At 44.3% G+C, this 14560-nt stretch carries 17 protein-coding genes; 7 read left to right on the top strand and 10 right to left on the bottom strand.

The features are described 5' to 3' along the window. Both MK127_06525 and MK127_06520 read right to left on the bottom strand, forming a co-directional pair. Window positions 1-1040 (bottom strand): Rieske 2Fe-2S domain-containing protein (locus tag MK127_06525; GenBank protein ID MCH2532448.1); only part of this gene is annotated, 1040 nt, incomplete at its 3' end. A gap of 36 nt (window positions 1041-1076) precedes the next feature. Next, the gene (locus MK127_06520; GenBank protein ID MCH2532447.1) at window positions 1077-1772 is read right to left on the bottom strand and encodes an alpha/beta hydrolase; all 696 of its coding nucleotides are present in this window, start codon (window positions 1770-1772) and stop codon (window positions 1077-1079) included. A 53-nt stretch (window positions 1773-1825) separates the two neighbouring features. On the opposite strand from MK127_06520, the gene MK127_06515 reads away from it, so the two are divergent. After that, the gene (locus MK127_06515) at window positions 1826-2185 is read left to right on the top strand and encodes a cupin domain-containing protein (GenBank protein MCH2532446.1); all 360 of its coding nucleotides are present in this window, start codon (window positions 1826-1828) and stop codon (window positions 2183-2185) included. On the opposite strand, the gene MK127_06510 is transcribed toward MK127_06515, so the two are convergent. After that, the gene (locus MK127_06510) at window positions 2182-2487 is read right to left on the bottom strand and encodes a hypothetical protein (protein MCH2532445.1); all 306 of its coding nucleotides are present in this window, start codon (window positions 2485-2487) and stop codon (window positions 2182-2184) included. The genes MK127_06515 and MK127_06510 overlap by 4 nt on opposite strands. Window positions 2488-2554: 67 nt before the next feature. On the opposite strand from MK127_06510, the gene MK127_06505 reads away from it, so the two are divergent. Genes MK127_06505 through MK127_06495 form a run of 3 tightly spaced genes read left to right on the top strand, consistent with a single transcriptional unit; the run spans window position 2555 to window position 5204 of the window. Next, window positions 2555-3283 (top strand): isochorismatase family protein, encoded by a 729-nt coding sequence (locus MK127_06505; GenBank protein ID MCH2532444.1) that lies wholly within the window; start codon window positions 2555-2557, stop codon window positions 3281-3283. A gap of 10 nt (window positions 3284-3293) precedes the next feature. Further along, entirely contained in the window at window positions 3294-4052 is a 759-nt protein-coding gene (locus tag MK127_06500; GenBank protein MCH2532443.1) for a glucose 1-dehydrogenase, read from the top strand. Window positions 4053-4064: 12 nt separating this feature from the next. Continuing rightward, window positions 4065-5204, top strand: a complete 1140-nt coding sequence (locus MK127_06495) for a hypothetical protein (GenBank protein ID MCH2532442.1) — start codon at window positions 4065-4067, stop codon at window positions 5202-5204. Here MK127_06495 and MK127_06490 read toward each other — a convergent pair. The 5 genes from MK127_06490 to MK127_06470 all read right to left on the bottom strand — a co-directional run bounded on the left by MK127_06490 (window position 5201) and on the right by MK127_06470 (window position 10214). Next, entirely contained in the window at window positions 5201-6655 is a 1455-nt protein-coding gene (locus tag MK127_06490; GenBank protein ID MCH2532441.1) for an iron ABC transporter permease, read from the bottom strand. The genes MK127_06495 and MK127_06490 overlap by 4 nt on opposite strands. Window positions 6656-6933: 278 nt before the next feature. After that, window positions 6934-7983, bottom strand: coding sequence for an iron ABC transporter substrate-binding protein (locus tag MK127_06485; protein ID MCH2532440.1), 1050 nt, complete (start codon window positions 7981-7983; stop codon window positions 6934-6936). A 283-nt stretch (window positions 7984-8266) separates the two neighbouring features. Beyond that, a complete protein-coding gene (locus MK127_06480) occupies window positions 8267-9448 on the bottom strand; it encodes an iron ABC transporter substrate-binding protein (protein MCH2532439.1) in 1182 nt (393 codons plus the stop codon). A gap of 123 nt (window positions 9449-9571) precedes the next feature. Beyond that, the gene (locus tag MK127_06475) at window positions 9572-9739 is read right to left on the bottom strand and encodes a Trm112 family protein (GenBank protein ID MCH2532438.1); all 168 of its coding nucleotides are present in this window, start codon (window positions 9737-9739) and stop codon (window positions 9572-9574) included. A gap of 7 nt (window positions 9740-9746) precedes the next feature. Beyond that, complete coding sequence (locus tag MK127_06470; GenBank protein ID MCH2532437.1) at window positions 9747-10214, bottom strand: hypothetical protein; 468 nt, start codon at window positions 10212-10214, stop codon at window positions 9747-9749. Window positions 10215-10353: 139 nt separating this feature from the next. Between MK127_06470 and MK127_06465 the strand changes: the two genes are divergently transcribed. From MK127_06465 to MK127_06455, 3 genes are read left to right on the top strand one after another with little or no spacing between them, the layout of a single operon-like run. Continuing rightward, a complete protein-coding gene (locus MK127_06465; protein MCH2532436.1) occupies window positions 10354-10638 on the top strand; it encodes a hypothetical protein in 285 nt (94 codons plus the stop codon). 60 nt (window positions 10639-10698) lie between these two features. Beyond that, the gene (gene mutL, locus MK127_06460) at window positions 10699-12426 is read left to right on the top strand and encodes a DNA mismatch repair endonuclease MutL (GenBank protein ID MCH2532435.1); all 1728 of its coding nucleotides are present in this window, start codon (window positions 10699-10701) and stop codon (window positions 12424-12426) included. Next, window positions 12423-13046: a hypothetical protein gene (locus MK127_06455; protein MCH2532434.1), complete on the top strand. Its 624-nt coding sequence runs from the start codon at window positions 12423-12425 to the stop codon at window positions 13044-13046. Before mutL ends, MK127_06455 begins: the two co-directional genes overlap by 4 nt. On the opposite strand, the gene MK127_06450 is transcribed toward MK127_06455, so the two are convergent. Together MK127_06450 and MK127_06445 are read right to left on the bottom strand one after the other, a co-directional pair. Next, on the bottom strand, window positions 13033-13935 hold the full coding sequence (locus MK127_06450) for an A/G-specific adenine glycosylase (protein MCH2532433.1): 903 nt from the start codon (window positions 13933-13935) through the stop codon (window positions 13033-13035). The two genes, MK127_06455 and MK127_06450, sit on opposite strands and share 14 nt — an antisense overlap. Beyond that, window positions 13932-14510, bottom strand: a complete 579-nt coding sequence (locus MK127_06445; protein MCH2532432.1) for a redoxin domain-containing protein — start codon at window positions 14508-14510, stop codon at window positions 13932-13934. Before MK127_06445 ends, MK127_06450 begins: the two co-directional genes overlap by 4 nt. Window positions 14511-14560: the final 50 nt, after the last annotated feature.

Raw genomic sequence — 14560 nt, 5'->3', positions numbered from 1 at the left:
TCGAGGAGACGGCGATACATGATAATTCCTATATCAGACACGCCCAGGTGTTCGGTAGTACGATCACTTATAGGTCCTTGTATGACCCATGCTGTTATATCTTGACCCATAACATAGTCGTTTCTGATGCCTCCATTTTCGAAATAGAGAGGCCTATCTTCATAAGTTGTAATTCCTGTATCGACTTCTCCATCTCGTAATTGCCTATATTCAAACCGAATATGAAGGGTATGCGTGTCATCAATAGGTACGCGAAATTGCAGACAGCTAGTTACTCGTAAAATGTTGGGAAATAATACTGGGTGGCCTATACGCCAATGATTGTCATTTTCTGTCTCGCCCTCAACGATGCGTCGTTTTATTACTCCGTAGTTAGTGAGTTCAAAACCGATTCGCTTGTGATCTGCTCCTCGATGGGAGACTCTTAAATTCCACTCATCTCTTTCTTCTTGAGGTTTTGAGCGGTTCATATTCCAGCCGCCCCAGTAACGATGCAGCCATTGAAAATGTAAGGGGTCTAATGAATTTTCCTGGCATTGTAGCCAGTTAGAAGGGAGTACAGTCGCGTAGGCATATTTAACACCAGGCCAAACCAAGATATCCCAGCGTGGCAAAAGAGGCGCAGGTTCTGGTCCTAAATATGCAAATATAAGCCCCGCGAGTTCTTGAGTTTTATAAGCTTTAATATGTACTTTTTCTTTAAATTTAGAGCCTTCTGGCTCTGAGGGCTGATCTACGCATGCCCCAGTTTCATTGAAAATCCAACCGTGGTAAGCGCATCTAATGCCGTTGCTTTCAGGGATTCCATACGCGAGATTCGCCTTGCGATGAGCACAGCTTGGCTCAATCAGGCCGATTTGACCACTGGAATCTCTATAGAGAACTAAATCTTCACCAAGGAGCCGTACTTCTTTTGTGGGGTTCTCTGCGTCCAGCTGCACACTTGCTGCTATAGGATGCCAATAGCGACGCATAAGGTTGCCCATAGGAGTACCCGGTCCAACTCTAGTTAGCCGATCATTTAATTCCTGAGACAGCATAATGCCCTCCATTCATGCACACTATATATGATTTGGTTAGATTAGTACCTTTACAACCCAGTCTTTAAGCAGCGTCCGTAACTCTTCTGGGCATTCCCGCAATCCATGCCCGCCTTGTGGAAACGTAACTAACTCTTTGGGATTTGATGACCAATCGTAAATTGTTTGGGCATTTGCCACCGGCAATACGGCATCCGCCTCGCCGTGTACTACCAGAATCGGTCTTCCATTAAGCAAAACAGCCTCTTCGGCCCCATCTGTCTGACTTGCTAGAACGGCAACTGCACGCACATGAGTTGTGTATCGGGAAACAGAGAGGACCACGCCTCCACCAAAAGAATGACCAACTAATGCAACTTTTGAAAACCCTAAATTTGCCATATGCCATACAGAAACAAGAATATCCAGTGTTGATTCATCTAAATTTGCCGGATGGCGATAATTTACGCGAAAGGAGGCAATATTGGATTCTGCAAAATATTCTGCTAGATCTGCATAAATTGCGTTCGAGGGCCCGTCAAATCCACCTCTTGCTCCGGAAGCCCATACCACTGCAAAACTTTCAGAATGCATTGGTTCGTGATATATACCCTCTATAGGCCCTCTGGTGGTATTTAGAGTGACCCTTTGGGCTGAATTGTCAGTAGCCTGCTCAAGGTATTCATATCCCAGTAGCTCTATCGACATTCGAGTATAAAGCGGTGATTTAGGTCCTTCATCCTGAATGTACATTGCATAATAGTAAGTGTTAGCTCAAAGTCATGTCCAACACGTAAGGAGTAATTATGGAAATTCGGAAGATAAATGAGATTGATAAAGAATCTGCAGCAAGTTCACTTTTTACAAGTGACGACGTTTCAAGGCAGCCACTTGCACCTTCTAGTGATGATTTCAATTGCAGTATTGTCAACTTTGGAACAGGGGTTAAGAATAAATTTCATGTTCATGAAAGCGACCAAATACTCATCGTTACTGAGGGAAAAGGAATTGTTGTAACGGAATCGGTTGAATCTGAGCTTGTTGTTGGAGAGGTTGTTTTCGCACCTGCTGGAGAAAAGCACTGGCACGGAGCAGTTCCGGGTAGTACGTTTTCGCATATAACGATAACGCGTAAGGGTGCCCAGACAACGCAGCTAGAAGATTAAGGGTGCATTTGATGGTCTGCGTAGCGGACTTGATAAGGCTTCATTCTGACTTCCGCACCCAAGTCTTCTACAAATGATCTAAGGATAGTGCTGAAAGCCTCGTTCTGATTGTTCGCTTCAAGGGCGTCTTTTGACTCCCACAAAGTGACGGCCAAACCTTGCGTTTTAGAGGCACGGAGGAAATAACAGCCTTCATACCCATTTTGAAGCCGCATTTCTGGTATTAATGACTTCTCGAAAAGAGCTTCTATCTCTTCTAAATCTTTGGTATTCGATTCGAACCGCAATACGCTAGCGTACATTATGACTCCACTATTAATTTACCACGGGTTTCTATGATACGGTTAGCGTCCGATTGGAGGTTTGCATATGGAACGTGTTTGGGATCAATACCTGAGTGAACATGATAAGACCCATATTAATGCAAGTGGCCATAAGCTGAGAGGATTTGGTGCAAGGCCCGCACTATTGATGATTGATCTATACCGATGGGTTTTTGGAGATAAGCCGTTACCTCTTATTGAAGCAATGGATGAATGGCCAGGCAGCTGCGGCCTAGCAGCGTGGGATTCGCTGCCATATATTCAGAAACTTCTAGCTACTGCTCGTGAAGTAGGCATACCAGTGGTACATGTGACGGGTCTTCCAGAGAGGGAATCTGGAGTAATTGGATGGTCTGGAATCACTAGTACTGGTGAAGGGCGCGCAGGCTATATGGGAGACGGAAACAAAACTCGCGAGGATAAGTACGACATAATCCCCGAGCTTGCCCCGATAGAGGGGGAAGTTCTATTGAAAAAAACCTCCCCCAGTGCATTTTGGGGAACACCTGTAGCCGGACATTTAACAGCGCTTGGTATCGATACGGTAATAGTGGCAGGAGAGAGCACGAGCGGCTGTGTGAGAGCTTCAGTAGTCGACGGGTGCACTAATCGCTATCGAATGGTTGTTGCAGAAGAGTGCGTTTTTGACAGGCATGAAGCACCCCATGCAATTAATTTATTCGACATGCATAGTAAATATGCTGATGTTTTGCCATTAGATTCTATTGTTGATTGGATGCACCGTTGGCAGGCTCCAGACGGATTTGGGGTTTAAAGGAGTAGATATGGGACGACTAGATGACCGAGTAATAATCATAACCGGAGGCGCGGCTGGAATAGGTAGAGCTTTTGCTGATGGGTATGTTCGTGAAGGCGCAAGCGTTGTATTAGCCGACATAAACGGTGAGGCCGCGGAGGCGTCGGCCATAGAAATTAATGAAGCGGGTGGCAATGCCCTAGCAGTACAAGTCGACGTATCGGATCAGATGCAAACTGAATTTATGGCATCTGAAACCATTAAGCATTTTGGTAAAATCGATGGATTGGTAAATAATGCTGCTATAGCAATAAGGGTTCAGCATACTAGAGCTCCACTTGAAGAAATTCCTGTAGATGAATTCGATCGAATGCTAGCAGTTAACTTAAAGGGAGTATTCCTGTCGACACGGGCTGTACTGCCTCATATGAAAGAACGAAAATACGGTAAAATAATTAACATGAGCTCTGGCACTTATTTCAATGGCCGAGCAAACTTGGTGCATTATGTCGCTTCCAAAGGCGGAGTAATTGCCATAACGCGTGTGCTATCTAGAGAAGTTGGCGATTGGAATATCACTGTTAACTCTATTGCACCTGGCTTAACTGCAAGTGAAACGGAAGAGCATGATATTGAACAGTTTGCGGCTAGAATACCGGATCGGTCGATCAAAAGGATAGAAGTCCCAGAAGACCTTGTAGGCGCAGGAATTTTCTTTATCTCTAAAGAGAGTGATTTCATAACCGGCCAGACGTTAATAGTTGATGGTGGCGTAGTACTGAATTAATAGGAGACAAAAATGGGAGAAATCGTATGGGCGGCTGGATCGGTGCATGCACCCCAATTGCTTACTAGGCCCCCTCAAGAAGATCAGGCTCAATTACAAGCAGGGATTGATGCAATGGGAATTTTGGGCTCAGAGCTTGATGCTACCAATCCTGACGCGCTGATTCTGATTGGGATTGATCATGTAGAGACTTTTTTCCCAGGCTCAGTCCCGGCATTTGCGATAGTTACAGGAGATACTGCGACTGCTGAATTTGCAGGGCATGACTATGAAGTCCCAATTCACCAAGGGCTGGCCGTCGATTTACTTAATGGACTAGTAGAAGAGGGAATAGATTTGGCTTACGCCCACGAGGCTTTGTTGGGGCACGCATTTGCTACTCCTTTGGAGTACATTCACCAAGGTCGTTCAATTCCAATTATCCCGATGTTTGTGAATGTTTATTTACCCCCACTACCTACCGCACAGCGCTGTATTCAAGTGGGCGAAGCTATCCGGAAAGTAATAGATCAAAGACCAGAAAAAGTAGCAATCCTTGCAAGTGGAGGGCTATCTCACTACCCAGGAACCTGGAAATATTTCTATCCAGAGTATGAATTTGATCACTGGGTTATTCAAGAATTAGAAGAGGGCCGCCCCGAATCACTGCTGGACCTTACAGGTGAACAACTCGATGAAGTAGGGAATACTGAATTGCTCCCATGGCTAATTATGTTTGGCGCAATTGGTAACAAGCGTGGCGAATTGCTCAGTTATCAGCCAACCTCTCATCACGGCCACGGAGTCATGCGCTTTATTCCTGATCGAGGGGGCCGAGGCCAAGAACCGCGCGATATCCCTAAATATGGAGGCTTTGAATTTAAAGGCCAAGGATACGAGTTCTACAAATATCCCACACCTGAAACCTACCCACTTAACAAAGCGCTTTTTGCCCTACGTACAAACGACGAACTAGTAAAACGCTTCGTGCGTGATATGGATGGTGTTGCGGCAGAGCTTGGTGTGTCCGGGGAGCAGGCAGAGGCGTTGAAAACAGTAAGTACTGATGTTTTAGCGAAAGCAGGGGCACACGGTATATTGGCTATAACCACGACATTGGTAATTCAGCGCGCTGCTCGTGAGGCAGGTATAGAGATTACCTCGGTGGCTTAATCTTTATTATTTTCCCTAATAAGTAATAGAGCCATTGGAACGCCTGCTATGAGGATTAATACTAGCGCTGGTAGAGCTGCTCGTGCAAAGAATGCCTCAGATGCAGCACTCCAAATAGATGTAGCCAGTGTCCTGAAACCAGGCGGGCTTAAAATCAACGTTGCCGGTAGTTCTTTCATAGTTAATAGAAAAACAAGGCCAGAACCAGCGAATATACCTCGCAATGCTAGAGGTAGAGTAATCAGGCGGAAAGACTGCAAGGAAGATTTCCCTAAACTACGCGAAGCCTCTTCTAGCCGTGGGCTGATTTGCAATAAAGCTGCCTGGGTGCTTCCCACGCTGGCTGAAAGAAAAAGTACTAGATAGGCAATTACCAATATAGTTGTTGTTTGATACAGAGGGTTTGGTACCGCAGTTCCGAAAAATACAAAGGCCAACGCAACTGCAAGTCCTGGTAATGCAAATCCCACATAAGTCATTCGCTCTATGGCAATAGAAATACGTGATTTGTATCTAACGTTAAGTACCGCAATTGGAATTGCAGCTACGGCTGTGGCGAGTGCTGCAAAAAAAGCAATCGAGACAGTATTGAAAGTGTGTTCCCAGAGAAGGTCAAAACGTTCACCAACTGAAATGCCGCGAATCACCCAATAGACTAATATGGAGACAGGCATAACTAACGATAGCCCAATCACTAATGAGGAATAGGCTAGGGCAACCCATCGCCATGACCCAAGATCAACTATTTTATTCGTGCGTTGATTGCCGGGGGAGATACGGTAATACCTACTCTTCCCTTGGCTAAAGCTTTCTACAAATACCAATATTAGCGCTACCCCAACCAAGACTAGTGAGAGAGCTGCAGCAATACTTCGATCAAAGGCTGTCTCGTATTGTATAAAAATGGCCCATGTAAACGTTTGATACCTTAGAAGTGAGACCGCACCAAAGTCACTTAATGTATAAAGTGCAACGAGTAAAGCCCCTGCAACTATTGATGGTCTCAGCATTGGCAGAGTGATGGAAAAAAACGTTTGAGTCGCGTTTTTACCTAGCCCTCTGGCAGCTTCTTCAAAAGCTGGGTCTATTCGTTTGAATGCTGCTCGTACTGGAAGCATCACATATGGATACGAGAGGAAAACCAATACAAAGGTAGCACCCCAGAACCCGTAGAATGAAGGAATTTTCTCTACGCCAATGGGTTCAAGGAATTGTTGAAGTTTTCCGTAAGGACCTAAGGCTGTTATCGCAAGGAGCCCAAATACATAGCTTGGAATGACTAATGGCAAGCTTGTAAGTATTCCAATAACTTTGCGTAAGGGCATATTGGTCTTTACTGTAAGCCAAGCAAGCGAAACTCCTAATATGCAGCAAAAAAAGCTGACGCTTAGCATTAGTAAAAGCGTACGCAAAAGTATTTCTAAGGTTCGTTGCGAAGTTAGTATGTCCATTGCACTGCTGCCAGAGCCAACAGATCGGATAAGCAGGTAACAAGGTGGTATCAGTATCAATACCCCTATGAGCAATGCTGGAATTAATATGAAAAGGGGAGGCACCAGGTTAGACCTAGTGCCTCCGAAAGGTTGTTTGCCCGATGAACTCCCGGGAGGCGTTTGTTCATCGCGCCACTCAGCCAAGGGTGCACCTGGCCGAATGATCGGGTCCCCAAAGTCGTATCATCGTGTGTCGTGTCGTTTCTATTGGGGGTACCTCCATAGTTAGTATTGCGTTAAGGCAATGCCCCCAATGAACGCAATAATTCTGTTGTGCCCGCCAAGTCTGATAGGTCAGACAAGGCGATATCTGGTTGATTGATATCCTCTACAGGTGTAAGAAGACGGTTAGTCTTTACTCCCTCTACAAGAGGATACTCGAAAATTTGCCCTGCAAGATACTGCTGTGCAACCTTTGAAATCATGAAATTGATAAATCGTTCAGCATTATCTTTGTTTTTTGCTGTTTTAAGAACTGACGCACCAGAAACCATGACTAAAGCACCTGGGCCAGCACTAGGAATGTGGTAGTTACGTGCCTTGAAATCTTCACCGGCTTCTGTAACGAATCGATAGAGATAATAGTGATTTACTAGACCCAAGTCGATTTCACCATCGTGAACGGCCTGAACTTGAGGAGTGTTCTTTGGGTAAATCTTTATATCGTTTGCCAGCAAGCCTTTGATCCACTCTGCGGTTTTTTCCTCGCCCCATACCTTACGCATTCCGGTAATCATTGTTAGCAGGGAACCGTTTGTTGGTGCCCATCCAAGGCGCCCTTTCCACTTCGAGTCAGTTAGTTCACTGATGTCCTTTGGCAAATCATTAGCATTTACACGGTCAGGACTGTAGACAAGGACACGAGCTCGGCCAGATACACCGACCCATTTGCCATCATTATCCTGTGCCCATGCTGGAATTTTCTCCAATGTTGCAGCCGGCAATGCCTGCATCATGGCTTCTACTGAACCAAGCGCTCCTGGATCCTGTGCATAAAATACGTCCGCAGGGCTGTTTGAACCTTCTTCACTGAGGGTTGCTGCCATTGCTGCAGATTTTCCGTATTTGACCTCAACTTCGATGCCAGTAGCGTCTGAAAACTGCTCTATGATAGGACCAACGAGGCTCTCTTTACGACCTGAGTAGATCACCAATGAACCTGGGTCTTTCTCGACCTCAACAATTTTTTCTACTTCTACAACTTTTTCGACAATTTCAGGGTCACTACTACAAGCAACTAATGCCATCGCTAAGACCACTGCAGAAATTAAACTGAATATCTTCATATACGCTCCACTTTGTTATCACCTTAGAACTATGTACGTACTAAGTATTAAAGTTAATATATACAAACTCTATATTGATGTCAATGCGAACATAGTAATAAGAAAGGCGCCGGATATACCGGCGCCTTCAACGGACAGTGGTTTTGCTCGACGAACACCAAAAGGCGTTTCTTCATCGTGCCCAGCCATGGGTGCACATGGCCGATTTTAGGTCCCCCAAAGTCGTATCATCGTGTGTGTGTGCCGTTTCTGTTGGGGTTAAACCTATATGTTAACTATTGCGTTATGGAAGAGCTCCCAATGAACGCAATAGGTCGGTTGTTCCTGCCAAGTCTGATAGATCAGAGAGGGCAATATCTGGTTGTTTGATATCAGCTATTGGAGTAAGCAAACGGTTAGTTTTCACTCCATCAACTAATGGGTATTCAAAAATTTGTCCTGCCAGGTACTGCTGTGCGACCTTTGAAATCATGAAATTGATAAATCGCTCAGCGTTATCCTTGTTTTTTGCTGTTTTAAGTACAGAAGCACCAGAAACCATCACTAGCGCACCAGGTCCTGCACTTGGAACGTGGTAGTTACGTGCCTTGAAATCTTCACCGGCTTCTGTAACGAAGCGATAGAGGTAATAGTGATTTACTAGACCAAAATCGATTTCACCATCGTGAACAGCCTGAACCTGAGGTGTGTTCTTGGGGTATATCTTGATATCATTGGCTAGTAAGCCTTTTATCCAGTTTGAGGTTTTTTCCTCGCCCCATACCTCACGCATTCCGGTAATCATCGTTAGCAAGGAACCATTGGTTGGTGCCCAGCCTAAGCGCCCTTTGTATCTTGGGTGGGTAAGCTCAAGAATGGTGTTAGGTAGCTCATTGTCCTTTACGCGGGTAGGGCTGTAGACGAGCACTCGAGCCCGGCCAGATACACCAACCCATTTGCCGTCATCATCCTGTGCCCATGCTGGAATTTTCTCCAACGTTGCAGTAGGTAATGCCTGCATCATGCCCTCTACTGAACCAAGGGCTCCTGGATCCTGCGCATAAAATACATCTGCAGGGCTATTAGAACCTTCTTCATTGAGGGTTGCTGCCATTGCTGCTGATTTTCCGTATTTGACATCAACTTTAATGCCAGTAGCGTCAGCGAATTGCTCGATGATAGGCCCGACAAGGCTCTCTTTACGACCCGAATAGATTACCAACGAACCTGGGTCCTTCTCTACCTCAACTGTAGTGGTTTTCTCTACAATTTTTTCCACGGGCTTTTCGACGATTTTCTCGACAGTAACTTCTACTTCCTTCTCGACAATTTTTTCTACAACCTTCTCTACAGGTACTTCAACTGTCTTCTCGACAATCTTTTCCACTTCTACTTCTACGATTTTTTCTACAATTTCAGGGTCACTGCTACAGGCAACGGTTGCCATTGCAAGAACCAATGCAGAAATTAATGCAAGTAACTTCATACGCTCTCCCATCCCATTTTGATAAAATACTACTAAGTAATATTATTAGTGTGAACTAATAATATAATTAATATACCCATATTAATTTAGGATGTCTATATCTATAAAGTGTATATGTGTGAATTAAATCAAGAAATTTGGTATTGCATTAACAATGGGGAAAGTCCTACTACAGGAGTTACAAACCAAGCTACCGTTAATAATTTCATTATTGTTCTCGTCTTGAATGATTAGTTCAAGGGAGTTTTTGTCTACAGGGCAAGCTAATATTCCGAGTAAATCTTTTTTCATAATGCATCTATGATACGTGATTTTCTATGATTTGCCTTAAGTAGTCTGACAGTAAAAATATTGCCAAGCCTAAAATAACGGTCATATTAATATGGCCTAACGCATCAACCATATTCCGCCATCTACCCTGGCGTGCGACTTTAATAGCAGCTCGACCTTTGGGTCCTACGGTAAGGAAGAACATCCAGGCAGACAGCGCTACTTTTATGGCAAGTACCATCACATAGATAGGGGTGGCTGATGGTAAGGAAATTCTTTCAAAGAATAGAATAGCTCCAGTAATTAGCAGTGCCCACATTGAGAGAATAACGATTTGTCCAAATTCTTTCCGGGCAAACTGAATGATTGGATCCGGTAATATTCCTGTTTGTATCGATGGCCTCATGATGAACCAGTAAAAAATAGCGCCACCAACCCATGTTAGTGCTGCAACAGAGTGAATCCATCTAACTAGCAATAAAATAAATTCAGTCATAGCAGAATGATAGCACTACAGATACTTGGACGATGGTATTCTTTGCGCCTAAAATGCGAATTGAGGTGAAATAGTGAAAGATGTATTTTTAGCACATTGGGCGAAATGAGGAACCTGCCGAACAGCAAAAGCGTTGCTTTTGCAGGCAGGTCAGGATTTTACGGAAAAAGATTTTTTTAAAGAAAAATTTTCAGATGCTGAACTAAGAAAACTTTTGGGTGATCAGTTGCCTAGCACCATTTTCAACTTTAAATCTGCTGCGTTCAAAAAGAGTGGAATATTGGCGGAGACATTGACTGAAGAAGCCATGTTCGAGCTTTTACTTGAAGAACCGCGCTACTGGAGGCGACCACTTTTAGTTATAGACGGTACCATTATCCCAGGTGCTTCGGTTAAGCAAATAAAAGAATTGCTCAATATATAATTTGCGTAATGTTAGGTCTTATTTACTTGTCTATAGACTGGTTGATAAAGTAAGGACTGAATGAGTATTAAAGTATTGCCAGCTGAAATTGCTGCCAGGATTGCTGCGGGGGAAGTTATAGAAAGACCTGCGTCAGTAATCAAAGAGCTTGTAGAAAACTCTATTGATGCTGGTTCAACTGAAATTTCAATCCAAGTTGAGCTTGGTGGCTTGTCTTGGATTCGAGTCACTGATAATGGATGTGGCATTTCACCTGATGAGATAGATCTGGCGTTTCATCGCCATGCCACTAGTAAGCTTGCAACAGTTGAAGATTTATCGAGTATCAGTACATTTGGATTTCGGGGAGAAGCTCTAGCGAGCATTGCTGCCGCAAGTAAAGTGACGCTTGTTACACGACCTACCGGCTCAGATAGCGCTTTTTTGGCAAATATTGAGAACGGGCAAATATCTCCACCCCAGCAGGTTGGCGCATCACTTGGAACTTCGATTCTTGTTGAATCACTATTTTCGACCATTCCTGCACGGCTAAAATTCATAAAGTCATACCAGGCTGAGGGATCGAGAATCCTGAACACAGTAGAACATTTGGCTTTAGCAAATTCGCATGTCAAATTTACGTACACTGCAGATAACAAAAATAAACTAGTAACATCGGGAAATGGGCAGTTGAGAGATGTTATTAGCGCATTGCGTGGGGTTAACCAAGCAAACTCAATGATAGAGGTTAATTCACATGCTGGGCGATACCAGGTAATGGGCCTCACCTCGGCCCCTGAGCACTACAAGGGCAATAGGACTGGTATAAGTATTTTCATCAATGGGAGATGGATTACCAATAGATCCATCGCTGCTGCAATTGAAGAAGCATACAGAGGCCTACTGATGCAAGGCAATTACCCAATTTCAGTTATATTCCTAGAGATTCCGTCTACTGAAGTTGATGTCAATGTGCATCCCAACAAAAGAGAAGTACGACTAGTAAATGAAAATGATGGTTTCTCTAGTGTCCATCGGGCAATCAGGGAAGCCATATTGAAGCAATACCCAGTCATTGAGGCTCACGGCATCGCTATTAATTCATATACTGCTGTTCCTGAAGCAAGTAATCAGCCCGGATTTGGGTTTCCTGCTAATCTCGATGGGACCTACGCATCTCGATTTCCTGAACGTGCTGAACAAATCCCGGACACAATTGTTGGATCAAGTACAAATTTCCCTCATCTAGAAATGGTAGGACAGATAGCAAATATGTTTCTTGTCGCTGATGGTGGGGATGGGATGTACCTCATCGACCAGCACTCCGCTCATGAATCTCTTTTGTATTATCGATTGTTAAGTCAGTGGGAGCTCAAAGCGCCAGAAATTCAACCGATGCTCCAACCGATAGTGGTAGATCTTACTCCCGAGCAAATGGATGTAATTTCGTCATATTCAAATTCTTTTGAGCGCTACGGGCTTAATTTCGAAGCATTTGGGAATGATTCTTTGCTGATACGAAGCGTACCCTTGGTTGGCCGGAGCATGGATATCAAAAAATTTATCAACGAAACACTTCAGTCACTAGCAAGAAATACAGATTTGACAGATACGCATGCTAATATTGCTGCTTCCTTAGCATGCCACAGTGCAATACGCGCTGGGCAGAAACTCAGCATTAGCGAGATACAGGCGCTCGGTAACGCCTTGGTGAACGAGGGCAATCCTAATCATTGCCCCCATGGAAGACCTACACTTTTGCGTATCTCCCTTCAATCCCTGGAGAAGGAATTTGGCCGCATACAATGATTAACTTACGTATAGCGACATCTAACAGTGCGAAGATAGAGCGTATAGCACGGCTGCTCAATGGGCTTGATATAAATATCTCTTCTGAGCAACGACTCGACCTGAGCATCGACGAAGATGATAAAGAGACACAGGGCTCACATTTGGCTATCGCAGTTGCAAAAGCCGCAAGCGCCTCAAGATTAGATAATGAAATCACGATAGCTACTGATGGCGGAGTGCAGATACCGGCCCTGGAGCCCTCATGGTGCAGCTTGCACACTAGGCGGCATTTCGATTCTGGACTTTCAGGTTTTCAAAGAGCCGACGAGCTGATCAAGCTGATGAGTAGGTACGAAGGTGATGAACGTAAATGCTATTGGACCGAAGCGATTGCAATAGCTAAATCCGGCATATTACTCAATGCTTGGGAATCTCAAGGAGCCTCTGGCTTAGTAGGGAAGACATATAGGCCAAATGAAAATGCTGACGAAGGGTTTTGGTTCGATGGGTTGTGGACCTCACAAGAAGGAATACCTATTTGGCAATTAGTGGATCCTATACAAAAAAGCGAAATAGACCCTTGGGAAAAACTCCGACCCGCAGTGCGGCAATTTTTTCAATTACTCATGGGAGCGTGATTCTCCCAGGCACGCGCTTAACCAAGCCATCCGATTCTAAGGCAGTTATTAAACCATTGATGTCAAAATCATTGTTTTCTAGCGAACGTATTAGCTCCTCCTCAGAAACTCCATTTTCACCAGCGTTTATCAATATATCGATTATCCGCCCGCGAAAATACCGTGGAGAACCGTGGAATTTGGATTGCTTGGGGATAGGAGGAGCTGAGTCGACAGCTAACATCTGACTCGATCCGTCCTGCAATTTAGGTGCTGCGTGGCAGTACTTCATAGCAGGGCAGCTAATGCATTGAGGGCGCCTAATATTGCATATGGTTGCACCAATATCCATAAGTGCTTGGCTCCAAGAGGATGCAGAAGCAGCTTTCGGTGTTAATTCCCCTGCAAGGACATGAAGGACTTGTTTTGAAGGAGGATTAGTTCCATGGAAAATCCTACTCAAGACACGGTAAATATTAGTATCGAGAATTGGATGAGTTGAACCAAATGCGAAGCATGCTACTGCGGCCGCAGTATATTCACCGATCCCGGGTAATTTTTTGAGTTCCTCTACTGTGCTAGGTAAGACACCTTTCAATTCATAAGCTACTATTCCAGCAAGTTTGTGCAGGCGCACAGCTCGATTGTTGTAGCCCATTCCGGACCATATGCGAATAACTTCAGCTACGGGAGCTTCTGCAAGCAAAGGAAAAGACGGAAATTCCTTAACAAACTGCATATATTTTGGAACCACTCTGCTTACTTGCGTTTGTTGCAGCATTATCTCTGAGACTAAAATTTTGTAAGGATCTTTAGTTCGGCGCCAAGGGAGATCTCTTCCATTTGATTTATACCAAGTTTCAATAGCCTCTTGAATAGTAATTTCCGGTTTTGCCTTCTCAGCCTTCATGACTGAAGAAGCGAATCAATAACATTACGAACTTTTGAAGGAGTTGTAGGTCCGTTGATCTGATGTACTACACGGCCATTGGAGTCAATGAAAAATTTTTCTGGTACACCTCTTACTCCAAACGCGACCGCTGCGCGACCACGAGAATCCAGGATATTAGGGTACTGGATAGCAAAATTTTCTATATATCGGTATGCACTGCCGGATTCGTCCCAAATTGAAATCCCAATGAATTCAACTGGCTGCCCCTCGTAGTCCTTATAGAGCTTCGCAATTTGTGCAGCTTCTGACTTGCAAGAAACGCACCAGGAAGACCAGAAAGTAACCATTGTGGCCTTTGCTTGGGATTCATCGAAATCAATAGCTTTACCTGTATATATGTCATTCCCTGCGAAAGTAGGGGCTAATTTATATTCACTGGGCATATCATTGAATTGAGAATGACTTTGAGCCATACCTAAAGAGTCATCGGTTCGGAATTGACCCCACGTCAGCAAAGCAACTAATGCGAGGAAAGGAGAAACGCTTATTACGAAAAAAAGAAAATTACGTTTTGATTTATTTGAAGATTCCATGAGTTACCTACTCATAGAGTATCAAATAGACGCAAAAATAGAGAGAGGCC

Source organism: Dehalococcoidia bacterium (assembly GCA_022449765.1).
Taxonomy (GTDB): Bacteria; Chloroflexota; Dehalococcoidia; order Lucifugimonadales; family Australimonadaceae; genus UBA2963.
This window is presented reverse-complemented; position numbering and strand designations above follow the sequence as displayed.